Raw genomic sequence first — 22,739 nt, forward strand, 5'->3', positions numbered from 1 at the left:
AATGACTAAAGGCACAACCTCCATGGGAGGATACACAAAGAAACATGTCCACGTAAGATGCAGAAGATGTGGAAAGAATTCTTTTCATGCAAGACATGACAAGTGTGCAAGCTGTGGTTATCCAGATGCAAGAATAAGAAAGTACAACTGGATCAAATGGTATACATAAATTGGAAGAAATAGCTCTCGTTTTTAGTTCTCTGGCGGGCGCTTGTACTGCAGTTGCTTTAGATAAAATTCCGAAACGAAAGTACAAACAGACCGTTACAATAAATTCTGCAGTAGAAGATCAATTACATTCTTTAAAAATTGAAAAAGACATACTAACAAAAACAATTGCAAGGCTTCACCATGAAGAGTCAAGCGTCTCAAGAGTTCAGCGAGACAAGCTTCTCATTAGATACCAGCACCAACTAGGAGCTACCATTTCCAAGATAGAAAAGCTAGAGACTGCAAGCAAATATCCAGATCTTGGACCAATAGGGGACAGCTTGGTAACCCTGATGGACAACAAGCTGTCAAAGATGGACCAGAGGCTGCATGAGATCTCCTCCAAGATATCAGTAAATACTGTCCAGCCTACGGTGCAGACAATCGTACAGCCTGCTCAAGTCAAGCAACAAGAACAACCAAAACAAATAGTGCAGGAAAGGCCGCGAACTGAAAAGATAGAGCCAAAAATAGAGTACCAGCAAGAAAGAATTGAGATTCAAAAAGAAATAATCGAGATACCAAAAGTAATCGAAGTTCCAAAAGAAACCATCCTTCCACCAATTGAGATTCCTGCCCAGGCAAGGCGCAGATCAATTGAGCTGAGCACATTGACAGAGATTCCAAGCAGGATGCCAGATTTTCCAGAGATAACAAGACCTCAGAAAACCATATGAGCCTGAAAATTATTGAGCCAGTCAAGGAAACACTAGAGATTCCACAGTCAATAATTCCAGTAGAGCCCACTCCTCTTGTACCAAAAGAAGAGATTGTAACAATAGATGTGCCAAAGCCTCAAGTTGTAACAGAGATACCAAAGCCTGAGGCAGTGATACAGGTTGAAAAGAAGGTCCAGCTTCCAACTCCAATAAAAATACCAGAGGAAGAAAAAATTGAAGACGATGACAAGGATTTAGATAAAATAAAAAGCGAAATAATGAAAGCCCTGTCCAAACTGGAACAAGTAGAGGTAGAATAATTGACAGTGGATGATGCCATAAAGGCATTGTCGCCCCAAGCGCTAAAAATGGTAAAGAACAACTATATCATAGGCCTTGGAAGCGGCAGGGCTGCAACTGCAATTGTAAAGTTGTTATCATCATATCTGAAGAAAAATCATCTCACTGTCAAAGCAATTCCAACATCGCTGCAGATCAAGATGGAGGCAGAAAAGGGAGGAATATCAATAATCGAGCCTGATCAGATAAATCACGTGGATTTGGTTTTTGATGGAGCAGACCAAATAGATACCAAGGGTAATATGATAAAGGGCGGAGGAGGCGCACTCCTGCGGGAAAAAATACTAATCAGCATGGCAAAAAAAGTTGTAATCATAGCTGACGAGTCCAAGTTTGTAAAACAGCTTGACCGCAGTGTGCCAGTAGAGGTGCACCAGTTTGCAAGAAACACGGCAACAATTCAGATTAAAAAGCATGGAGGCAGGCCACACATACGATTGTTAGAGCGAGGATATCCATATGTGACCGAAAATGGAAACATCATACTTGACTGTGAGTTTGGCAAAATTTCAAATCCCAAAAAACTGGCTGCAAAAATAATAGCAATCCCTGGCGTCATAGAGGTTGGAATATTTTCAAAACCTGACATGATTTACAAGGCAAAAGAGAACGGCAAGTTTGAGATATTACGCTAAGACTGGCCTTTGGACAAACTTTCCGTATCCTGCTTTTCCTATTACTTTGAAATCTTCTGCGACAACTGTTCCTCGAACTAGAGTTTTCACAGGCCAGCCCTTGAGATTCCATCCGTCATATACCGTATAATCAGAGTAGCCGTTTAGGAGCTCGTGGCTGACCTTTTTTTCTGCCTTCATGTCAACTAGAACAATATCGGCATCAGAGCCCTTTTGGATTATTCCTTTCTTTGGGTACATTCCAAATATTTTTGCGGTGTTCAGGCTGGTAAGATTTGACAACTGTTGCAGTGTTATTCTGCCTTTGTTGACACCCTCGCTTAGCAATATTGGCAGCATGGTACCTATCCCTGGAAATCCTGCCAAGGCATCCCATACTGTATCCCCCCCAAGCTTGAGGCCTAGTCGGTTTGCCACGTGATCTGTGCCAATTGTATCAATGTTGCCGCCCTGCACCTCTTGCCAGATTCTTGCAGCATCGTTTGCTGATCTAATAGGCGGCATTACTTTTGCAAGATACCCCTTTTGAGATTCGTGTGATAGTGTGAGATAATGCGGGCATGTTTCCACAAAAATTGCAGTGCCATTTTTCTTTTCCTTGTATATTGCATCCATTGCGGCCTGTGAGCCAATGTGTACAAAATAGAGTTGCATCCTGTTTTCTTGCCATGCCAGATGCAGTAGTTATTGATTTGACCTCGGACTCTCCAGGCCTGCTCTCTGACCATGCTCCAAGTCCATTTTTGTTCTTGTCCTTTGCCTCCCGTATACCGCAAGAACACATCTGGTAATCTTCTGCATGGACAAGCACGGTACATCCAAGCCTTGATGCGTTATGGATGACTTGCTCGACAATTTTTGAATTTATCTCTACTTTTTCTTCTACAAGCAAGTTCTGTCCTGGATTCATGTCCATGTAGACATGACCTACCTCGTCTCCAAGATTCATGTACAACTTGAATGACGTGATTCCTTTTTTTGCGCAAAATTCCATCTCGTCAATTTGACTTTCCCGGAGAATTGATGCATGAATTGAATAATCAATATGGTGTGACCGAGCACTCTCTGCAAGATGCAAGTCGAGGTTTTTTTTGTATGATCCGCCAAGGCGCAGCATCCGCATCATTGGTGGTAACTCCCCCCAACTGCCGCAACTCGAGACTCTGTCACTGCAGCCTGCTCGATTGGAGAATAGACGCCATAGTGCACGTGTGGATCGATTAGGCCAGGCAGTGCAACCAGTCCCCTTCCATCAATTTTTGTGTCACATTGTGGAGTGTCATTTGTTAGGCCGACAATTTTTCCGTCATCTATTACAATATTTTTATCGACTGTACCACTTGGCAGGACAACATGTGAATTGAGTATTATACTATCAAAAGTCATCGAGAACTTTGCCAAAATCCCAGTATTATTCTTTGAGTAAAAATGAATAAAAGCAGATGCCATTCTTGATAACAAAAGGGCCGGTAGTCTAGTGGTAGTGATGCCTCGTTCGCAACGAGGATGTCGGGGGTTCAAATCCCCCTCGGTCCACCTTTATACAGGGTTTGAATCTTACAGGATTCAATCTTACCATATCTCGAACATTTTTGAAATATTTTGCAATTTCATTTTTTGATTCTTAGCACTAGTGGTTTTTAATAATTAAGGCTGGTTGTTGACTGACGGTTTTTTACCATTTCACGAAATTTAGTAACTGCAAATCCTTCAACCTCTGTAAGTAATGCTTGTACTGTAAAAGGTTTATTCACCACTAATGCGTTCTCTGAAAGTTGTGGAAGTTTTTGTAATACTTCCTTGCCATAGCCGGTTACGAAGATTATTTTTTGTTTAGGAATTACTCTTTGTATCTCTTTTGCAGTCTCAATTCCGTCCATTCCTAGCATTTTTTGGTCCAGTATAACTACATCAAAATACGGTTTAATTTTTCCATCAGATTGTTTTGTGTATTGTTTGTATATGTTTTGACACTCTACGCCATTGTTTGTTATCATCACCTCATGACCTCTTCCCTCGAATATCATACGATACGAATCTGCAAGATCTTTGTAATCTTCTGCAATCAATATCTTAAGAGACATTTTTACCCGTTAATATAGAAAAATTATCAGCGATTAACTACTTGTTTGTTTGTAGTGCACAAAATATGAGAAAACCTTTCATCCACTGCCCAAAATGTCTTTTTATTCAACAATACCTATTCTTGTAATATTGAAATTTAAGAAATGTCCTTGCACATAAAGTTCTTCAACTTACTTTCAAAGCAGGTTCGTCTGTTTTAATCACACAACTAGATGTTAAATTGTCATCCATAAAGAAAAAACAATGAGTTCACAGACAAAGGAACCACCACAAAAAATTATGGCAGGAGGAAATCTAATAGAAAAAGAACTTGATGAACTAGGCATAGCTGAGCGTGAACTTCAAGAGAAAGAGAAACACCTCAATCATCTTACCTCTGAGTCTATAGTAAAATTAAGAGAGGTATCTAAGATTAACCAAGATCTACAGAATAGGGTGAGATCACTGCAAGATCTAAGCATGTCGGTAAATGCTAAAAATGATGAGCTAAAAAGAGCCAACCAAGAACTCGAAAGGCAGAAGAATTACAACCATCAAATAAGTTTAGAACTCAAGGTTAAGCTAGAAAAAGTTCTCGAAAAAGAAAAGGAATTATCACTACAACGTGATTTTCTGACACGCCAATTGGAAGCAACAACAAAGGATCTAGTCAAAGCAGAAAAGTTTGCCGTAGTGGGTGAACTTGCGGCAAGATTGGCTCATGATTTGAGAAATCCGCTCTCAGTTATCAAAAACACCATGGACATAATGTCTGCCAGACCTAATATGAAAATTGAGGAACGGCTACAGTACGCTGCAAGATTTCAGAGAGCGGTTCAACGTATGTCACACCAGATTGATGACGTTTTAGAATTTGTGAAAAAAACTGACTTGGTATTACAGCCAACGACGCTATTTTCAATTATGGAAAGTGCGATTAGTGGACTAATTATTCCGTCAAATGTAAGAATAAGCAAACCACCACAAGACATACAAATCAATTGTGAGTCAAGAAAAATGGAAGCCGTATTTTCCAATCTGATAATGAATTCAATACAAGCTATGGATGAGAAAGGTGAGATAAAGATACGAGTAAATGACCTTGGTTCCAGTATAAAAATCGAATTTGAAGATGCTGGCCCTGGAATCCCATCCAATATCATTTCCAAAATGTTTGAACCGTTATTTACAACAAAACTTACGGGAACAGGACTAGGACTTTCAATATGTAAAAACGTCATAGAACAACATGGTGGCACAATCACAGTAAAGTCACCGCCTACCATTTTTACAATAAATCTTCCAAAAAATATGGCACAGAATAGACAGGTTTGTTAATGCGTGACTTTAGGATTAGCTTGTCAGCCCCGTACAAGCTACATTATTTTATAGATCTGTACTGTACATGATCATGGAAATAGACGGCCAATTACAAACAAACAGGGCTCACTCAAGCATAAATGCCATCGTAATAGATGATGATGTAGATGTACGAGACCTCTTTATAGAATTGCTCAAAATGAATGAGATTAATATTTTAGGAATTGGCTCCAACGGTAAAGATGCGCTGGAATTGTATAAACTTCATAATCCAGACATTGTATTTATTGATTACATCATGCCTCAATACGATGGGCTCTATGGTGCAAAGAAGATTAAAGAGTTTGATCCTCATGCAAAAATAGTCTTGGTGTCTGGGTCATATATTGAGAAAGGAAGATCGGATAATTTAGTTAGTGTCGTTCTTAAGAAACCAATCGAGATTAACGATGTGATCAGCACAATTAACAAGATGGTCTGCATAATGAATGTAAAATGAGAATATGTCTCCCTTGTTCGGGGGTTTTGCCAGTTGATCATTGCAGGTCTTACATAATTTGAGATCTAGACACAGAATCTACAAAAGTGTTAAAATATGATTTCAGGTAATTATCACGCGATGGAGAATTGTTCATGTACTGACTGCAAATGTACGGAAGATACCATGTGCGAAATATGTCCTACAGGAACATGTTGTTGTGCTTCAGAGATTAAAATACAAACGCCTTCATTTTGGGTCCAAGTTAAAAAATCATATCCGTCTGCTGTTGGCATTATAGTTTTGTGCATCCTGTCATCACAGGTAGGACAAAGCATATCGTTTGTACTATTTGGATACCACAATCTGTTTGGGATAGTCATGTCGTATGCTCTAGGTTATGGCCTTGCAAGTCTTACTACGTTTGGTACCATAATAGGAAGATACACTTCAAGGCAGGGACTGGGTGCGTGTTGCTCTGCAATAGAACAGGGAAGTAGCATCAGCTTTATTTCAAATCTCAAAAACACTTTTCGATATTGCGGCATTGGAATGAAAAAGATTCCGCATTTGCACAAATTACCAGATGTAAAACATGTAATCAAGACCAGTCTTTACATTCTGGTTACTGCAGAAAGTGCATGCATACTTACGGCAGAAACAGTAAATCTTGCATTTTTCAGGCAAGCAATGTGGCTTTCAATGCCATTAGGTTTGTTTGCGGCTGCATTTGTAGTTACCATTATTGAAAGCTACAAAATGACTAGAACAAACAAGTAGATCATCGCGTTTTCAGGTTTCTCTAATGCGTACAAAATTGGTTTATCACGTTCATGATTTTGTTCATGTCAATTGGTTTTTCAAGAACTGCAGTTGCATGACAGTTGTCTAGTTTTTTCTCAATGTTGGCAGAACCAGTTACCAAAAACACTATTGCATCAGGATTAGATTCCTTGATCTTTTCTACTCCATAAAATCCATCATACTCTGGCATCAGAGCATCCATGAAAACAATATCGGGATGAAATTTCTGATATAGCTCAGCTGCATCTTTTCCATTAACGCCACTGCCGATTACATTAATTCCATGAGCCTGGAGCAATTCCACAAAGATTTCGCGTAGATCTTGATTGTCATCTACTACTATAGCACTAGCACCACTGACATTGTGTACTTGGGTTACCATATTTCATTCCCGGACAATTTTATATTAGATATACGGTTGTTGTTTTCAAACAAGCTAACAACAAACTGGGTTTCAGTATGTAACCGCAATATTTTGCAATAATTGCGTTGGTTAATTTTTAGTTATTACTATTTGTCTTGTTTTGATATAGCCAGCTGAGAAACATGATTAAACGTAAATATCGGTTTTTACAAATACGATTTAGTAAATGATTTCTAAGGTAGTTTTGTCGATACTACTTGTTGCCGTGTTTGCCACGGTACCATTAACTACAAGGACAACATATGCAGATTCTCAATATCAAATTAATGTACATGTAGAAAATTCTCAGACTGGATTTTCCGAGTCCGGTTCCACATGTACGTTTACCTTCAATCCATCTGGAAATATTGTCACAAATACGACTGATTCAAGCGGCGTAACACAAGCTGCAGATTCCATAACATACGATAGTACGGTAGATGTTAGCTGCACAGGTACTGACGGCAATGTTGGAACCGTAACAGGCATACCGCTGAGTGTGCAACAAAATGCCATACACATCATGTTAGCAAAACTTGTTGCGCCATCACAGATACAAAACCTCCAGGCAAGTGCTGCGTCATTTGGGACAGGTCCTGTCACGTTGACATGGCAGGCGCCATCATCTAACGGCGGTTCACCTGTTCGAGATTATTACATTTACAGAGGGATATCACAGGGAACAGAGACATTTTTTTCCATGGTATCTGGCAGCACCACAACATACTTGGATAGTTCCACAAGCCCTGGCAATTCCTACTATTATTATGTCACTGCTGCAAATGCGGCAGGATCATCGCAGTCCTCAAGTGAAGTCTCAGTTGTGGTCAGCTGCTTTGGAGACGGCGGCGCCTTTTGTAATTGAATGTCTGGCGTTAGACACACCTCAGAGGTTGTAACACAAAAAACAATATACATCCATTGCAAATAGTTACAGTGATGAAAGTATTCAACGGAAAAGTATCAGCAGAAGATTACATGTCAAACCATACCCTGACTTTTTCCACGCCGGAATTGACTCTGATTAGGTTTGCATCATGGCTTGGCGACATGGTTCCAGATCCCAAAAATCCCGGGCAGCAGGTGCCGCGAATCATGGTTTTTGTCGAAGAGAAAGACTTTGCTCCAGTTCCCATAGTAGATGATGACACGTTTGTCCCAACAGGAGCTGTGAAGACAATCAATAGTGATCTATATGGAAGTGTAAATACCGAGACAGGCGCTTCTTCAAAATTCTGTTCCGAGTGCGGCACGAAACTTTCAACAAGTGCCAGATTTTGTACAGAATGTGGCTCAACCCAAGATTAGATTTTATTTGCCGCACTTGATGCAAAACTTGGCTGTTGCCTTTACTTGAGAGCCGCAGGAGCTGCATGTAGGTCCTGTAGAAGATCCTTTTGGTAAAAGGGACGGATCTGGCGGAGGTAGGACTCCAGGTGTTGAAAAGGCCGCTGCTGCAGAGACAACAGATGGCGGCTGACCTGCCCCTGGCAATGTGGCAGCTGTTACGCGAGACGCCTGCTGGCCTCCAAAGCTCATTCCGCTTGGCATTGTACCACCGCTTTGTCCACCCAAGGCTTGTCCACCTGCAATTTTGTCAAGTGCCTTTTTTAGCTCAAAAATCACTTTGATTGAAAGAAATTCAAGTGCCGAGTATGCAACAACATAGTCACCCAGTTTTTGGAAAAATTCTTTTTCAGATAATTTTCCTTGCTTGTACAGACCATTGGTATCAAGAAATGATTCATAGTAACCTTGGGTATCGTTGAGTAGGTTTTGCAGTTTATCAAATAATAGAGTAAGAGTATCTACTTCGCCAAATGACATGTGGTCTGTTGACTCTGACCGGTATTAATTATTTTAGATTAAAAATATGGGTGAGATTTTTGTCTCTAGGCTTTTTCAAGAGCCTTGTCTATCATGTTCTTATAAGACGACTTTGATGCGGCGCCTACCTGTTGTGCAATAATCTGACCCTTGTTGAAAAGAGCTAGTGTCGGAATGCTAAACACGTTATACTTTGACGCAAGTTCGTTGCTTTCATCAACGTTTACCTTCACAAAGCTAACCTTGCCTGCATATTCACCTGCGAGTTCCTCAACAACAGGACCTACCATTCTGCATGGGCCACACCATTCAGCCCAAAAATCTACAAACACTGGAACCTGAGAATGCATTACCTCGGTTTCCCAGTTTTTTTCGTTAACAGGTTTTGCTTTATCCATACCTATCAGAGAATAATATCCCTAAATATATTGAACGATTTTTACCAGCGGCTTCTTAAGCCATAATAGTTATTTCTGTCGCCATATCTTCGCCTTCCGTCGCCTCTTCCCTCTCTTGCCTCCCGTCTTCCTTCGTATTTTCTTCCACGGTTTTGAGTGTTCATATCTGCCACCGCCTCTTCTGTGACTTACTTCTCGTTTCAGCGGATCGGGTATGTTTACCACAATTCCAAGCTCCTTGTTTAGATCTTTCATGGCTACCTTGGTTTGGCTCGATATTGCCTTGAAATCGCCAATTGAAGAATATGATACTAGTGTGATTGCCTTGCCCTTTGCTCCAGCCCTTGCCGTCCTTCCTATCCTGTGGAAATAAACCATGTCATGGCTTGGCACATCATAGTTTACTACAAGTGCCACCTCTGGAACATCGATTCCTCTTGCTGCCACGTCGGTTGCAACAAGAATGTCTGCCTTTCCTTTTCTGAACAGGTACATGGCTTTGTCTCTTCTAAACTGTGACATGTCACCCTGAATTGATACTACGTTGAATCTCTCTTTTTCAAGGTCATGTGCAACTCTTCTTGTTCGCTCCTTTGTGGAACAAAAGACAATTGTTTGGCCTGTAGTATTTTCTTTGATAAACTTCAAAAGGAACTCCATTTTTTCTCTGTCCCTTATTACCAAAAAGGCCTGCTCTATTCCCTCACCGCTGAGGTCATCAGAATCGATAAATATTTTCTGTGGACTGCGCATGTATTTTTCTGCCAGCATGAGTATCTCAGGCGGCATTGTTGCAGAGAATAATGCCGTCAGGTGGTCTTTTGGAACAAGATCCAAGATGAATCGTATATCGTCAATGAATCCCATGTCAAGCATTGTATCGGCTTCGTCTAGTACGACATACTTGACATTTTTTAGCTTGACTGAGCCTCGCTTTATGTGGTCTATTAGTCTGCCAGGTGTTGCAACTACAATTTCCACCCCCCTGTCTAGTTCATTGAATTGTACGTTGATGCTTTGGCCTCCATAGATGGTTACGTATCTTACATGCGAATTCTTTGAAAATCTTTGAATCTCTCCTGTTATCTGTACTGCAAGCTCTCTTGTTGGTGCAAGTATCAATGCCTGTATTCCTCCTTTTGGAACAATATTTTGTATGATTGGTAATGAAAATGCCGCAGTCTTTCCTGTACCAGTATGTGCTTGCCCTATAACATCTTGGCCCGATAATAGTACAGGGATTGAGGCCGCCTGAATTGGAAATGCTTCATGAAATTGTATCTCACTTAGCACTGTCAGTATCGGATTCTTTATCCCTAGTTCTTCAAATTTTGTCAACTTTAATTATCATCTTTTTTTATTGAAATGACAGAGAAGTATTGTTGTTAATTTCCGTCATTATTTTTGTTTAACTTTCCAATCTGGCTCTATTAACTCTTTCCAAATTATTGAAAAAAAACGCATTATTTTTTAAAATTGTATAATCTGTTGCGTCTATACGTATTAGAGATTTGACCAATCGATGTCATATACATACTTAAATGACTTTTTGATAGACTAGAATCATGAGCAGTGAATTGCGCTTGAAAAAACTCAGAGGATCTGGAGGATACATCATGGCAAATGTCAACGACGACCAACAAAGAAAGGGAAGTCTTGGTGGACCAGATCTGTTCTTGGCACCGGTAGGTCGCCTAGACTCTGAAAAGATTACAAAATATTATTGCAACACTTGTGAGAAAGAATACGAGGGTGGTCCCAAGATTGATTATGAAACACCAAACGAGGTTGTGGCAGAGAACTTGGTTCTTTTGGAAAAAGGACAATACATATGCACCACATGTGGATCAGTTCTTGCAGAATACAGAAACTTTAGCAAGCCAGATGAAAAAGCTGAAGTTGGCGCTGCAAGACCAGAGGCTGCGGCTCAGGATACATACTCTCCTCCGGCAAATTTGGCACCGCAGCAATCATTTCAAACTAGTGATTCTTCAGTGAAGACGTTTAATTCAATTGCAGGACTTGTGGTGTATGATTCAGAGGCAAGAAGAGTGGGCGTAGTAAAAGAGATCGGCATACAGCCAGGACAATCTGGAATAATTCTTGTTGTTACAAAAAATGACAACACAAATGTCACTATAAAATGGGAAGAGGTAAGAAAGATAGGCGAGGTTGTTCTTCTTGGCGGGCATATATCAGAGAACGATTTCAAGTGCAGCAAGTGTGGAAATTTCAACGTTGCAGGCTCAAAGTTCTGCGAAAGTTGTGGCAATAAGCTAAAGTAGAAACACAATGTTAAGTAAGATTTATCTTACTAGTTTAAAGGACAAAATATAATTGAAGAAATATTCTGCCACATCAGGTTTTGTTAAAGATATCATAATTGTAGTTATAGGAATTGCAATAATATGGATAGGGTTGAGGGTTGCATTTGGCACTGAGAATCCATTCTATGTAGTATCAAGTGGAAGCATGATTCCAAACCTGAACATATTTGATGTCATTGTTGTTAACGGAAATATTCCCTTTGACCACCTCAAGATAGGAGACATCATCGTTTTCCACGCGCCATCTGAGGACTTGGTCATAGTTCACAGGGTTGCCGAGGTACTCAATCAGAATCCGCTCACAATTAGGACAAAAGGCGATGCAAATCCTGGCTCCATACCAGGGGTAGACTTTCCAATAACACATGGGAATTACATTGGAAAGGTGGTGTATGTCATTCCCCAGATAGGCTATGTTACCAGAATTCTTACTCCGCCAATCAACTACATCATAATAGCTGTAATAGTTGGAATAATGATAGTAAAGCAGTTTGGAAAACCCAAAACTGATACTGCAAATGTACTTTCAAGCAAGGACTTGCCAAGCCCTGACAACTCAAGTGCAGCGGCAGAGACGAGAAACTTGGCTGACAAGGAATACTCTGCGCCTGACAAAGACCAGAAACCCGAAGAAAAGAAAGAATAGATTTTTTGCAGTTATTTTCTAGTGCTTATCTTAAACACTCTTTTGAAATAGTCAGACGGCTCTTGTGTAGACTCTGCATCCTCTTTTACATTTGCAAGAGTCTTGGCAAGTTGCTTTTTGTAATCTAGCTGCATCTGTCTTGCGATATTGATTCTCTGAGCTTGTGGCGAGCCTGCTCCGTGCATTGATTCTGTAAGATATCCAACTGCATTTCTTCCCAAAGTCATGTTTTCTATCAATCTTAAGATTCGCATTCTGTTTTCAACGTCAACACCCTTTCTACCCTTTAGATATTTTTTCAGTATTGGTCCTGTCTCGGGATTTCTGAAATCTTTTTCAGACGGGAGTGTGACCATGAGCCCTCCTGCAATATCTTGGGCAAGTCTTCCTATTTCATATGGAAATCTTGTGACATTGTGCTTGCATACGTTTGCCAGCATGTCGTCATTTAGCCAGTTGCCAGACTTTGTACGATGGGCCTGATACGAAGACGCTACACCTGCTGCGTATATTGTCTCGTTGAGATGAGTCATCTCTACCAGCTTGTCTTTGATGTGAGATACGTTTGGTATTCCGTTATAATCGGCAATTGCTGCAGATGCTCCAATCAATACGTCGCCCAAGCCTGTCTTGCAGACATAGCTTCTTCTGTGGTAGCAGGTGAATCTTTCTACCAGCATTGACGCAAATTCATACTCGCCGTTCATGAATACGTATTCCCATGGAACAAAAACATTATCGAAAATTATCATTGCCTCCTGGCCTGCAAACTTTGAATTTCCTGAATCAAGGTCGCCTTCTTCCATGCTTCTAGTATCGCATGACTGTCTACCATAGATGTATGTGATGCCTGGCGCATCGGCTGGCACTGCGCCAACTATTGCATAATCGCGATCGTTTTCCTGCAACCTCATTGTTGGCATGAACAATATCCAGTGTGAGTTGATGCAGCCTGTTTGATGGGCCTTGGCACCTTTTACAATAATTCCTTTGTCATTTTTTTCAACAATATGCATAAAGACATCTGGGTCGTCTTGTTCAAACGGCGCCTTGCTCCTGTCTCCCTTTGGATCTGTCATGGCACCACCAATTACAAAATTTTCTTTCTGTGCCATCTTGATGAATTCGACTAGTCTTTTGTGATAGCTTGTCTTGTGTTTTTCATCGATTTCAAAAGTAACAGAATATAATGAATTTATTGCGTCCATTCCCACACATCTCTGGAAGCATGTTCCCGTGAGTTGCCCAAGCTTTCGCTGCATCTTGTTTTGGTTCACCAAATCATCTGCACTCTCTACAATATGCAAAAACCTGTTTACTTGCTGGCCGCTAAGTGAAGAGTTTGCGCTTGCAAGCTCGCCGTCTTGTACTGCCAGATCAAAAGTTTCTGCCACAGCGTTAATTGATGGACGAATCATTGGGTGGTCTACAGGCTCTTTGACAAGCTCGCCAAAAAGATAGACCTTCATCTTTCTACCCCTGAGACTTTGTATGTACTCGGCACCTGTCTTAATTGGCATATCTGCTATTCTCTCTCAAAGTAATATAAATATTATAACCAGTGTGTGGCCCTAAGAGAGGCCAATTCTTACATCAACCACTTTGCAGCCCTTGCCCTTTTCAAATACAAGCACTGGATTGAGGTCAAGCTCTTTTATCTCCTCAAAATCAGTCACAAGCTGAGAAATTTTCTGGATGCACTCTGATAATTTTTGCACATCAGAGGGCTTTTCTCCCCTTACACCCTGCAACAACTTGTGTGTCTTGATGGATGATACCATTTCGTCTGCTTCAAGATTAGTGGTAGGTGTTATTCTAAAAGTAACATCTTTGAGAACCTCAACATATATTCCTCCCATTCCAAACATTACGACTGGTCCAAATCCTAGCTCTTGTTTTGAGCCAACAATTGTTTCCTTTCCGCCCCTTACCATCTCTTGTACCAGGACTCCTTTGATCATTGCCTTTTTGTCGTATTTTTTTGCATTTTTAATTATTTCCTTAAATGCCGCCTTTACTTCTTGCGGGGTCTTCATACCTACCTTTACTCCTCCTGCATCAGACTTGTGAATTATTTGCGGCGATGCAATCTTCATAACAACTGGATAACCAATCTTCTTTGCCGCAACTAACGCTTCTTTTTCTTTGCAGCCAAGATGCTTTTTGGGAGAGGCACACCATAGGCCTTGAGTACTTCTTGTCCTTCCTCCTCTAGCAGGTTCTTTCTTCCGTCTGATCTTACCTTGGCAAAAATTTGCTCTACTTTTTTCTTGTTTGCCTTGAATTGCTGCACATTACCCTCAGGTGACTGGGACCAATGTGTGAATCTCAGCATTGCCTTGAGTGCCCGGATTGCACTTTCTGCATATTTGTAATGGGGAATTCCGCCTTCTGCAAGTATCTCCTTGTTCTTTATTCCCTCGTCAAGCCCCATAAGACTTGCCAGGATGGTTTTGTTGTGCTTTTTTGATACGTTTACTATAACCTCTGCCAGCTTGTTGTAGTCAAGTGTTGCCGATGGCGTGCACATTGCAATTACAGAGCCGACATTTTTGTGAGCCAGAACTAGATTGAGTACATGATCAAACCTGTTAAAATCTGCGTCACCCACAATGTCAACTGGATTTCTTGATGTGCCCCATGGCGGAATAACTGCGTTGATCTGAGGCCTGATGTCTTCTATGTTTGCCATCTTGATTCCAAGCTTGGAGCATGCATCTGTCGAAATGATTGCAGGCCCTCCTGCATTTGACACAATCACTAGGTCTCCTTTTGTTGGAAGCGGTTGCTTTGAAAACGCTGTTGCATAATCAAACAATTCCTCCATTGTATCAACCCTGATTGCTCCTGCCTGTGTAAGCAATGCATCATAAATTTCGTCAGAGCCCATCAGTGCACCAGTGTGAGACATGGCAGCCTTTGCGCCCTCGGGCTTCGACCTGACTTTAGAACAAGAACTGGTTTTTTAGTGTGGCCTAGCCTTGTGATCTGCTTGCACACTTTGAGAAATTCTTTTCCGTTTGCCATGTCTTCAAGATACATGACAATGACCTTTGTTTGATCATGTTCTGCCAACATTTTGAGCATGTCAACCTCGTTGAGGTCTACCTTATTTCCCATGCTGATTACGGCTGAAAATCCTATTCCTTGTGCGCTAGCATCTTCGACAAGCGCTGCACAGATAGCACCACTTTGTGAAACCAGTGCAATCCCTCCAGACTTTGGCGTTACCTTGAGAAAAGTAGAATTCATCATTGTTTGTGGGGCCAGGTTCATGACACCGAGGCAGTTTGGACCAATTATCCTGATGTTGTATTGTTTTGATATCTCTGCCAGCTTGCGTTCAAGCTTTGCGCCCTCCTCGTCGACTTCTTTGAATCCTGCGGTGATTACAATTGCTCCCCTAATTCCTTTTTTTCCGCACTCCTCAATGACTGGAATCACTACGTCATTTTTTGTAACTACAACTGCAAGATCTATGGTATCTGGAACATCAAGGACGCTCTTGTAGGCCTTTTTATCAAAGACTGTTTCCCGAGTTGGGCTTATTGGAAAAATTTTACCAGTGTAACCCTTTAGAATGTTTGACGTGATTGCTCTTCCGACACTTCCCTCCTTGTCGGATGCGCCAATGATGGCAATTGATTTTGGAGAGAGAAAGAGAGAATCAGTCATTTTAACGAGATGGTTTCAAATTGTTATGTATAATAAGTTTATCCAAGATCTTGTCAGTTGCTGGCTGCTCGATCAGCTTCCAAGCATTTTTCCTGCCATGTTTTTCTCTCGTGGAATCCAAGTTATCTTCAGATTCTTGTATTTTGCAACCAGCCCCCAGGCCTCCATTGCAAGGAGCCGCAGCTGGCTGTTGTTTATTGCAAACTCGTGGTTTAGCTGAGATACGGTGTTTTTGGAATCGCTGTATATTACAATCTCGTCTTGCAGATTGTGATACTTTTTTAACGCTTCAATTATTGCCATGTATTCTGCCTGGTTGTTAGTTATACCAGGCTCTTTTTTGTAAAATGACTCGCCAGTCTCCTTGACAAAAAATCCAAAACCAGAATCAGGCCCTCCCGAACCGTCGACAAATATACTAAGCATCCTTGTACAGCCTCATTAGCTTGACGCTGAGATTTATTGTTACCATATAGATGCAAGTTGAGATCGATTGTGACACCAGAGATGCAAGATATGCCTCATAGGAGTCTGTCAGCAAGTAATACTGGAGTGACCATCTGCAAACTGTATATACGACTTCACCTATTCCAAGCGATGAAATTATTTTTATCAGATCTCGTTTGAGGCTTACCCTGTCAACCGTGCCTGACTCTAGCATGTACTTTTTTTTGTTGTCTACATAGAACAGGGTACCAAAAGTTGTAAAATATACGATATAATCAACAACTAGAGTTATTGTTGTGTTGACATAACTTTGCTGGTGTGACAGTAACTGAGCAACAACTGCAGAAATTACAATTGATGCGGCAAATCCAAGTAAAATATTTTTGTTAAGCCTCAGATATTCTCTGTATTGCGGTTTCATAGGTTGGCTTTGTTCTAGTTACAAATAAACTGAATCTATTGCAGTGTTATTTTCAAAAGTATCAGAATTCCTGCAAGCTCTGCCACATGTACGGCCAAAAGATATGGCAAGAGAGCTGCTGCATAAAGTTCCATCATTGAGAAATATGCATAAACTACGATTATGTTGTGCAAGAAAAGCAGACCTGAGAAAAACATCATGCCAAGTGGGAGTTGTGCCTTTGTTTTTGAATACATCTTGCCAAAGACTGCCATCAGTATTCCAAGCACTACCATGTTGGCGCTTGAAACAATTGTACTTGCAGTCATTATTGGTTCCATTGATAAAAAACTTCAGTCCCGCAGAGCTTATTTACTTTTTTCCAATTTGGTTACAATTTCGTCAAATGCCTCCAAGTTGACCTCCAGAAATGTAGATATGAAATAAGCTGCGCCATATTTTTCCCCTACGCGCGTTATGAGGTTGTTTTTCTCAAGCACGCCGATGTGGTGCTGTATTGCCTTGTAGTCCAAGTCCAGCTCTTTTGCAAGTTGGTTTGCGTTAAGCGGCTTTTCGCGTATGACGGAGATGAGCCTCATCCTGTTCAGTCCACCTTTTGAGCCCATGAACACAAACCAGAGAAGGCGCTTTGCATATGGGTCTGCAGGCATTGATGCCTTCCTGTACCACTACTAGTTAAAACATCTTTGCGGGTATTGTCAATTGTAAAGTTTAGGCATAAAGATTAGGAAAATAATTGAAGCCAAAAGAATAACTGATAAATTGGATTGCATCATGATTGAATCTGATGCTAGACTATGATTATCCTTTGTACAGGCCCCCATCAGAGGGCAAGTCACTTATTTTTCAGGTGACACTTGGATGCTCGTTTAACAAATGTTCGTACTGTGACATGTATAGGACAAAAGAATACCAGGAGAGACCGTTGGGATGAGATAAAGATGGAAATTGATCTTGCTTCAAAACACATGCCTGGATCGACAAGAATATTTCTTGCAGACGGCGATGCGCTAAACCTGTCAACTCAGAGAATGCTACAAATTTTAGATTACATAAAAGGCAAATTTCCAAACCTTGAAAGAATTTCGTGCTATGCGATGCCAAAAAACATTTTGGAAAAATCTACAGATGACCTGAAAAAACTTTACGACGCAGGGCTTACCATGTTCTATATCGGAATAGAAACAGGCTCTGATATCATACTGAAAAAAATAACAAAAGGCGCAACAAGCCAGACAATCATCAAGGCATGCCAGAAAGCGAAAGACTCTGGATATACCATATCGTGCATGGTGATTTTGGGCCTTGGCGGTAAAACTTATTCAAAACAGCACATAGAGGACACCGCAAAGATTCTCAGCGTTACCTCTCCTCATTATGTCGGAGCCCTTACATTGCACCTGGACAAGGGAATACGCGAAGAGTTTCTTACAAAGTTCAAAGAGCCGTTCCTGACAATTGATGACGCTGATGCACTCGATGAGCTGGAATCCCTTGTGAGCAAGATTGAACCTGTAACTCCTGTAGTTTTTCGGGCAAACCACGGCTCCAATGCATATCCAATAGGCGGTACATTTCCGCAAGAAAGACAGCAGATGCTTGAAAAAATTTCATATCTTAGAGAACATCCGGAATTGTGCAGACCAGTAGGCTTTAGGGCGTTTTAGAACAATACTTGTTTCGGGCCTTAACGATATATCCATGACATTTATTTTTATGATGTGTTTATCACAACGTCAGACCAGGATGCATATAGATTGTAATCAGAAGCCCAATCATTTGGTCTTCCTATACCAATTCTAAAGATTTGGCCGGGATCAAGTGTGAAAGTAGTTTGCTTGTAGATCCAGATTCCTTTTGTGTCATTATTTTTCAAAACTACTTGTTCTTTGATGACATTATTTGGATCTTCAGAGAGCAAAAGTACTCCAAGTATACTATAACCAAATCCAATACCGGTTGGACCAGGCGTTCCGTCAAGAATATCTTGTGACATGCCAGTTATGTTCAATGTATCATTTTTTAGAAACCAGCCAGATACAGTAACTTTCCCATCAGGTGGAGTTGTGAATTCCTGAGAATATGCTATTTCCCAGTATGCATAATCAGTGGAATTTATTGCATCTACTTCTGCTCCAGAGCCATACTGCGTGTTTATCTTTGAGATGTGAACATAACAGTCAGCTTGTGGAACATTGCATCCCAATCCATCATCTCCTGAATAATATAGTGATTCTTTGATGTAATGTGATGTCCAAGAATTTCCATTGGAATCTGTCACGGTTTCTGGCAAATACTTGGGCTCATTTGGTATTGGGGGTGGAGGTAAAACTATCTGGTGATTGTTTTCAAGAGAGGTAACTCGGTCATTTAATGAAGATATTTGGTTTGTCAAGTTAGTTATTTTATCATCTTCGGATTTGATGGTATCATTCATAGAATGCACCATAGATCTCATTTGAGTCATGTTGTTTACCTGTTCTTCTATGACCTGTTGACTTTGTCCCAATTGGGATTTTAAGAGAGCGATCTGATCAGATTGGTTTACTTCGCTGTTGGTTAATTGCCTCAGGTCAGTTTGGAAATTATTATCGCTATTGAATACCAATATCAGACTGATCATAGATATGGCTATTGCCACAAGTGGAATTGTGAGATTTCGTTTCAAAGACAAACTATTCCTTGTAATTATTTACAAAAAATAACATAAATTTCTTTCATAATATTTAACAATAATTTTCAATTAACTCCAACCTAGTAAAACTCTAAAGATTAGCAGCCAGCGCAGCTGTGAATGCAGTTTGCCAGAAAGGCCAGTGCAAAAGTTATCAAATCTACCATGATACCATCAAATTCACCAAGTACGTATAAAAAACTAGTGTAGATTCTCTACCAGTGTACAGAAGTCTCTAGCTTGTTACTGTGAAATGACTTATCGAGAGGTGACCCCACTCGTCATCTCCCACTAGGGTGTACACCCCAGGTGTGAGTGTCTGAAATTTCTGATCCTGATAGTATCCGTCAAATGCAATATGATACTGCATTGGGACTTGATAGTTTGTCGAATTGAATGTCTCAATTACTGCTTTGTTGCTGGAAGGCTGGAAGACATAGTCCACGATACCAATTGTCTTGCACATGTAGACACCGCTTTGATAAAATGGCAGGACGCTTGCCTTCAGTCATGTTATCTACTGAATAATTCCCTGCAAACAATGCCATGCCAAATGGTAGATGAAACAGACAGGGATGTATGCTCCACTGCCTCAAAGGCCAATTATGTTGTGGATTGATGGTAAGTGTATTTGGTGATGTGTTGGCAAGTACAATATCCATTGCAATCCCTTGTCCTGCCTTTATCTGGGTGGCGTTCACAGTTACGTTAAGCGAGAGGGCAGACGTAGGCGTAATTGCAGAGTTTGGTTGATGGTTTTGGTTTAGGTTGAACGTATGAGGAGAGAGCAATGCAATTGCTCCAAATGCTACAATTACACCTATTCCTATTGCTGTGATGATGTAAAGATTTAGAGACTTTATTTTCTTCCACCCAATTTCATACCAAGTCCTCGGTTAGATACCAATACATAAAAAACAAGAAGCGATGCGATGCTTGTAGCAAGTACAATTCCAGATGCTGGAAACTCTGGCACTGGAGTTGTTGTTTCTTTACTTTGAGTAATGACAAATCCGTTGATTCTTGCACTAGCTGTTATGTTCAGGTTGCCTGCTGTTGCAGTAGTTGGCACCTTGAACTGGAGGTTAAAGTTTCCATTCTGGTCTGCCTGTACAGTTCGAATCAAGATCAGGTTTCCCTTTACATCCTTTACCTGTATGGCAACAAGCTGGCCCGGAGTTCCCTCATTGATTATTCCTGTAAGGTTCACAATATCCCCTGGGCCATATGCTGTTTTTGATGTGCTAATAGTAATTGATTCGTTGTCAAGCTGTGCGTAAGAGCTTGGTATAGCAAGTGTTACCAAAGACAGAATGGCAATTGCAAGCAATGATAATGTTTTCAATTTGTTATACCTACAAAAGCCCTACAAAATACGATAATTCGTGTGAATCTGATGTGCCTCCCTTGTTTGGCCAGTCTGTTAGCGCGTCAGCGTATATACTGGCAAGGCCTGTTGAGGCCTGGGTTGGTACGTAATATGGAATTACTACTTCAGATGCGCCTGGGTTTATGGTATATTCTGCAGAGCCCGCACCCAAGGTATCAAGGTTAGAATCAAAGAGGTTTATAGTTACAAGAGTTGGAGCGGCATAGCTAGATGAAATATTTACTCGGACATAGCCGTTTTGGCCTCGGGTAAATGTTGAGACTGGGGTTTCCGTTTTGGTCAGTTGGTTGCACTGATGTTATCTGGATGCCGTTTGTACCAGTAGAGTTGTTTTCCAAGTTTGCAAGGCATGGGTTTGTCCCGTTAACAACTGTAAGATCTCCGTTGCTGTCAAAACACGACTGTACGTTGCTGTTTGCAAGGCCATACTCGACGTTAAGGTTGTTGTTTATCTGTACTACTTGGGCGTGGTTTACTGCTGCATAGCTGTCAAATGTTTGCATTGCCTGGTCTAGGCTTCCGCCATTATCAAGCACGTTCTGCATTGCAGCGTTTGCAGCAGATACTCTTTGTTGCATGAAATTAAATTCTCCCTCAAATACTCCCTGTGTATTGTTGTTTGGTATAGTAGCAAGAAATGATGAATAAGCTGCGCTAGGAGTACTTGCCGCGTTAGATTGTTGAAGCGCTATGAGGTCTTGTTTGAGCTTGCTTGCAGCAGCTGCTCTTTGTTGTTGTATCAATTGATTATTGATCTTGGCTGCTGTTTCATTTCCAATTATGTTTGCTACTTGTTGCTTTGACTGCTGGATCTCTTGCAAGATCTTTTGCGCCATGGGATCGTTTTGAAGTGCTGGGCCCAAGAGGGTGGTAAACTGGGTAACATTTCCAGAATTAGCTAGATTAGATGTAGTGTTTGTGGAGTTGAGTGCTGCAAGATTGAGGTTTACTAGTGCAATTGATTTGTCACCGGCATTTGCTGCAGTACCATTCTGGTATGCAAGTGCCAAAAGTTGGGCCTGTGTAGGACTCATAAATGTCATGGTATCATTTTGTATTGCAACACCCAGCATGACTTGTGCTTGAGCATTTGTCATCTTGGATGGATGCTGTAGATACCAGAGTTGTTCCAGTCCAAGTTTTTCGGATGCTGGGTACAAGTTTGCGGAGGAGTTGGCTGGTATGAAACCGGGAGTGTAGATGGGTTCTCGATACTGGCGGAGAGACATGACTCTGTAGTAAGAGGTGTTCCACCGTTGCTTGGCCAGTCAGAAAATTCATCAGTGAATATGTCCGCTGTTCCCACTTGTGAGTTTGGAGGTATGAAAAATGAAAGCGTCATCTTAGAGTCGCCTGGATTTACAGTGGACTTGATGGATGCAGTATCAATACTGCTCTGGTTTTGGTCAAATAGATTCAAAGTAAGAAGTGTAGGCATTGTCTCGCCAGAGGAGACTGTAACCTGTACAAAGTTGTTCTGGCCTGCCTTTAGCATTGATGCTGGGTTGCCCTGCTGGTCAGTTAGCTGTACTGAATCTACCACTATGCCGTGTGTTTTGATTACGTTAAATGTTGTAGAGTTGGTATAGTTTTTTCCATCAACTAGGGCTGTTGCAATATCTTGGTAGACTCCAGTCTGGAAGTTTGATGGGATCTTAAACTGTAGTTCTCCTGATCCATTCTCGTCTGTAGTTATTGTTCTTGATACAATGTCGTTTCCTGTAGGATCTTCAACCACAAGCGCAATATTTTGGAGGCTCAGGCCGGGCAATGATACCTGTAGTGTTACGACGTCACCGTAGGCATAGTATGCCTGGTCGCGGGTTAGCAAGAGCGCGGGAGGCAAGATAGGGGCTCCAGTATAGGCTGTTGGGGAAGACACTACGCTTGAGTTACTTGCAGCAGCTGAGTTTACTATGCCTGAGATTTCAATACTTGGCGACTCTTCGGATTCATTGCTAGATGAGGACTGGGTTTGTGTGGTAGATGAGGTTGGACCAA

At 41.1% G+C, this 22,739-nt stretch carries 31 protein-coding genes, 1 tRNA gene and 1 pseudogene; 13 read left to right on the forward strand and 20 right to left on the reverse strand.

Annotation, left to right across the window (positions count from 1 at the left end):
- Nucleotide 1: 1 nt before the first annotated feature.
- Genes DYY67_RS00240 through rpiA form a run of 4 tightly spaced genes read left to right on the forward strand, consistent with a single transcriptional unit; the run spans nt 2 to nt 1,864 of the window.
- Nucleotides 2-169: a 50S ribosomal protein L37e gene (locus DYY67_RS00240; protein WP_166389756.1), complete on the forward strand. Its 168-nt coding sequence runs from the start codon at nt 2-4 to the stop codon at nt 167-169.
- Nucleotide 170: 1 nt separating this feature from the next.
- Nucleotides 171-887 carry a hypothetical protein gene (locus DYY67_RS00245; RefSeq protein ID WP_166389758.1) on the forward strand — a complete coding sequence of 239 codons (717 nt, stop codon included), beginning with the start codon at nt 171-173 and terminating at the stop codon, nt 885-887.
- Nucleotides 884-1,189: a hypothetical protein gene (locus DYY67_RS00250; protein WP_166389760.1), complete on the forward strand. Its 306-nt coding sequence runs from the start codon at nt 884-886 to the stop codon at nt 1,187-1,189. The genes DYY67_RS00245 and DYY67_RS00250 overlap by 4 nt, the downstream gene beginning before the upstream one ends.
- On the forward strand, nt 1,190-1,864 hold the full coding sequence (gene rpiA, locus DYY67_RS00255; RefSeq protein WP_166389762.1) for a ribose-5-phosphate isomerase RpiA: 675 nt from the start codon (nt 1,190-1,192) through the stop codon (nt 1,862-1,864).
- Here rpiA and DYY67_RS11295 read toward each other — a convergent pair.
- The 3 genes from DYY67_RS11295 to DYY67_RS11305 are packed head-to-tail and all read right to left on the reverse strand — an operon-like array spanning nt 1,856 to nt 3,250.
- A complete protein-coding gene (locus DYY67_RS11295; protein WP_320415867.1) occupies nt 1,856-2,368 on the reverse strand; it encodes an amidohydrolase family protein in 513 nt (170 codons plus the stop codon). The two genes, rpiA and DYY67_RS11295, sit on opposite strands and share 9 nt — an antisense overlap.
- On the reverse strand, nt 2,355-2,981 hold the full coding sequence (locus DYY67_RS11300) for a hypothetical protein (RefSeq protein WP_320415868.1): 627 nt from the start codon (nt 2,979-2,981) through the stop codon (nt 2,355-2,357). The genes DYY67_RS11295 and DYY67_RS11300 overlap by 14 nt, the downstream gene beginning before the upstream one ends.
- Nucleotides 2,982-2,986: 5 nt before the next feature.
- Entirely contained in the window at nt 2,987-3,250 is a 264-nt protein-coding gene (locus DYY67_RS11305; RefSeq protein WP_320415869.1) for a hypothetical protein, read from the reverse strand.
- Between the two features lie 77 nt (nt 3,251-3,327).
- Between DYY67_RS11305 and DYY67_RS00265 the strand changes: the two genes are divergently transcribed.
- Nucleotides 3,328-3,400 (forward strand) — tRNA-Ala (locus tag DYY67_RS00265).
- Nucleotides 3,401-3,504: 104 nt separating this feature from the next.
- Here DYY67_RS00265 and DYY67_RS00270 read toward each other — a convergent pair.
- Nucleotides 3,505-3,948 (reverse strand): response regulator, encoded by a 444-nt coding sequence (locus DYY67_RS00270; protein ID WP_166389764.1) that lies wholly within the window; start codon nt 3,946-3,948, stop codon nt 3,505-3,507.
- Between the two features lie 244 nt (nt 3,949-4,192).
- Here DYY67_RS00270 and DYY67_RS00275 point away from each other — a divergent pair, with 244 nt between their 5' ends.
- From DYY67_RS00275 to DYY67_RS00285, 3 genes are all read left to right on the forward strand, one after another.
- Entirely contained in the window at nt 4,193-5,266 is a 1,074-nt protein-coding gene (locus tag DYY67_RS00275; RefSeq protein WP_166389766.1) for a sensor histidine kinase, read from the forward strand.
- A 73-nt stretch (nt 5,267-5,339) separates the two neighbouring features.
- Entirely contained in the window at nt 5,340-5,747 is a 408-nt protein-coding gene (locus DYY67_RS00280; protein ID WP_166389768.1) for a response regulator transcription factor, read from the forward strand.
- A 165-nt stretch (nt 5,748-5,912) separates the two neighbouring features.
- Nucleotides 5,913-6,506, forward strand: coding sequence for a hypothetical protein (locus DYY67_RS00285; protein WP_166389771.1), 594 nt, complete (start codon nt 5,913-5,915; stop codon nt 6,504-6,506).
- Nucleotides 6,507-6,528: 22 nt separating this feature from the next.
- On the opposite strand, the gene DYY67_RS00290 is transcribed toward DYY67_RS00285, so the two are convergent.
- Nucleotides 6,529-6,912 (reverse strand): response regulator, encoded by a 384-nt coding sequence (locus DYY67_RS00290; RefSeq protein WP_166389773.1) that lies wholly within the window; start codon nt 6,910-6,912, stop codon nt 6,529-6,531.
- A gap of 208 nt (nt 6,913-7,120) precedes the next feature.
- Between DYY67_RS00290 and DYY67_RS00295 the strand changes: the two genes are divergently transcribed.
- Both DYY67_RS00295 and DYY67_RS00300 read left to right on the forward strand, forming a co-directional pair.
- On the forward strand, nt 7,121-7,798 hold the full coding sequence (locus DYY67_RS00295; protein WP_166389775.1) for a fibronectin type III domain-containing protein: 678 nt from the start codon (nt 7,121-7,123) through the stop codon (nt 7,796-7,798).
- 74 nt (nt 7,799-7,872) lie between these two features.
- Nucleotides 7,873-8,241 carry a zinc ribbon domain-containing protein gene (locus DYY67_RS00300; RefSeq protein WP_166389777.1) on the forward strand — a complete coding sequence of 123 codons (369 nt, stop codon included), beginning with the start codon at nt 7,873-7,875 and terminating at the stop codon, nt 8,239-8,241.
- A 3-nt stretch (nt 8,242-8,244) separates the two neighbouring features.
- Here DYY67_RS00300 and DYY67_RS00305 read toward each other — a convergent pair whose 3' ends face one another.
- The 3 genes from DYY67_RS00305 to DYY67_RS00315 form a co-directional block, all read right to left on the reverse strand.
- Nucleotides 8,245-8,760: a zinc ribbon domain-containing protein gene (locus DYY67_RS00305; RefSeq protein WP_166389779.1), complete on the reverse strand. Its 516-nt coding sequence runs from the start codon at nt 8,758-8,760 to the stop codon at nt 8,245-8,247.
- Between the two features lie 65 nt (nt 8,761-8,825).
- On the reverse strand, nt 8,826-9,158 hold the full coding sequence (gene trxA, locus DYY67_RS00310) for a thioredoxin (protein ID WP_166389781.1): 333 nt from the start codon (nt 9,156-9,158) through the stop codon (nt 8,826-8,828).
- 69 nt (nt 9,159-9,227) lie between these two features.
- Nucleotides 9,228-10,496 (reverse strand): DEAD/DEAH box helicase, encoded by a 1,269-nt coding sequence (locus DYY67_RS00315; RefSeq protein ID WP_166389783.1) that lies wholly within the window; start codon nt 10,494-10,496, stop codon nt 9,228-9,230.
- A 227-nt stretch (nt 10,497-10,723) separates the two neighbouring features.
- On the opposite strand from DYY67_RS00315, the gene DYY67_RS00320 reads away from it, so the two are divergent.
- On the forward strand, nt 10,724-11,443 hold the full coding sequence (locus tag DYY67_RS00320; protein ID WP_166389785.1) for a hypothetical protein: 720 nt from the start codon (nt 10,724-10,726) through the stop codon (nt 11,441-11,443).
- Between the two features lie 52 nt (nt 11,444-11,495).
- On the forward strand, nt 11,496-12,131 hold the full coding sequence (locus tag DYY67_RS00325) for a signal peptidase I (protein WP_166389787.1): 636 nt from the start codon (nt 11,496-11,498) through the stop codon (nt 12,129-12,131).
- 11 nt (nt 12,132-12,142) lie between these two features.
- Here DYY67_RS00325 and DYY67_RS00330 read toward each other — a convergent pair whose 3' ends face one another.
- From DYY67_RS00330 to DYY67_RS00355, 6 genes and pseudogenes are all read right to left on the reverse strand, one after another.
- Nucleotides 12,143-13,651: a 4-hydroxyphenylacetate 3-hydroxylase family protein gene (locus DYY67_RS00330; protein WP_168711804.1), complete on the reverse strand. Its 1,509-nt coding sequence runs from the start codon at nt 13,649-13,651 to the stop codon at nt 12,143-12,145.
- Between the two features lie 51 nt (nt 13,652-13,702).
- Nucleotides 13,703-15,806: pseudogene (locus DYY67_RS00335) on the reverse strand (4-hydroxybutyrate--CoA ligase).
- A gap of 72 nt (nt 15,807-15,878) precedes the next feature.
- On the reverse strand, nt 15,879-16,232 hold the full coding sequence (locus tag DYY67_RS00340; RefSeq protein ID WP_166389789.1) for a reverse transcriptase-like protein: 354 nt from the start codon (nt 16,230-16,232) through the stop codon (nt 15,879-15,881).
- A complete protein-coding gene (locus DYY67_RS00345) occupies nt 16,225-16,674 on the reverse strand; it encodes a hypothetical protein (protein ID WP_166389791.1) in 450 nt (149 codons plus the stop codon). The genes DYY67_RS00340 and DYY67_RS00345 overlap by 8 nt, the downstream gene beginning before the upstream one ends.
- Nucleotides 16,675-16,709: 35 nt before the next feature.
- Entirely contained in the window at nt 16,710-16,994 is a 285-nt protein-coding gene (locus tag DYY67_RS00350) for a hypothetical protein (RefSeq protein WP_166389793.1), read from the reverse strand.
- 27 nt (nt 16,995-17,021) lie between these two features.
- The gene (locus tag DYY67_RS00355; RefSeq protein WP_166389795.1) at nt 17,022-17,324 is read right to left on the reverse strand and encodes an ArsR/SmtB family transcription factor; all 303 of its coding nucleotides are present in this window, start codon (nt 17,322-17,324) and stop codon (nt 17,022-17,024) included.
- Nucleotides 17,325-17,615: 291 nt separating this feature from the next.
- Between DYY67_RS00355 and DYY67_RS00360 the strand changes: the two genes are divergently transcribed.
- Nucleotides 17,616-18,341, forward strand: a complete 726-nt coding sequence (locus DYY67_RS00360) for a radical SAM protein (RefSeq protein ID WP_320415871.1) — start codon at nt 17,616-17,618, stop codon at nt 18,339-18,341.
- A gap of 47 nt (nt 18,342-18,388) precedes the next feature.
- Here the strand turns inward: DYY67_RS00360 and DYY67_RS00365 are convergent, their stop codons facing one another.
- The 6 genes from DYY67_RS00365 to DYY67_RS00390 all read right to left on the reverse strand — a co-directional run.
- Nucleotides 18,389-19,342, reverse strand: coding sequence for a hypothetical protein (locus DYY67_RS00365; protein ID WP_166389797.1), 954 nt, complete (start codon nt 19,340-19,342; stop codon nt 18,389-18,391).
- A 241-nt stretch (nt 19,343-19,583) separates the two neighbouring features.
- The gene (locus DYY67_RS00370; RefSeq protein ID WP_166389799.1) at nt 19,584-19,814 is read right to left on the reverse strand and encodes a hypothetical protein; all 231 of its coding nucleotides are present in this window, start codon (nt 19,812-19,814) and stop codon (nt 19,584-19,586) included.
- 393 nt (nt 19,815-20,207) lie between these two features.
- On the reverse strand, nt 20,208-20,654 hold the full coding sequence (locus tag DYY67_RS00375) for a hypothetical protein (protein WP_218584669.1): 447 nt from the start codon (nt 20,652-20,654) through the stop codon (nt 20,208-20,210).
- Nucleotides 20,655-20,703: 49 nt separating this feature from the next.
- Complete coding sequence (locus DYY67_RS00380; RefSeq protein ID WP_166389803.1) at nt 20,704-20,889, reverse strand: hypothetical protein; 186 nt, start codon at nt 20,887-20,889, stop codon at nt 20,704-20,706.
- 55 nt (nt 20,890-20,944) lie between these two features.
- Nucleotides 20,945-21,835 carry a hypothetical protein gene (locus tag DYY67_RS00385; protein WP_166389805.1) on the reverse strand — a complete coding sequence of 297 codons (891 nt, stop codon included), beginning with the start codon at nt 21,833-21,835 and terminating at the stop codon, nt 20,945-20,947.
- Nucleotides 21,832-22,739: hypothetical protein (locus tag DYY67_RS00390; RefSeq protein ID WP_166389807.1), on the reverse strand; the 908-nt coding region annotated here is incomplete at its 5' end. The genes DYY67_RS00390 and DYY67_RS00385, both read right to left, overlap by 4 nt.

This window comes from Candidatus Nitrosotalea sp. TS (assembly GCF_011319465.1).
In the GTDB taxonomy this organism is placed as follows: Archaea; Thermoproteota; Nitrososphaeria; order Nitrososphaerales; family Nitrosopumilaceae; genus Nitrosotalea.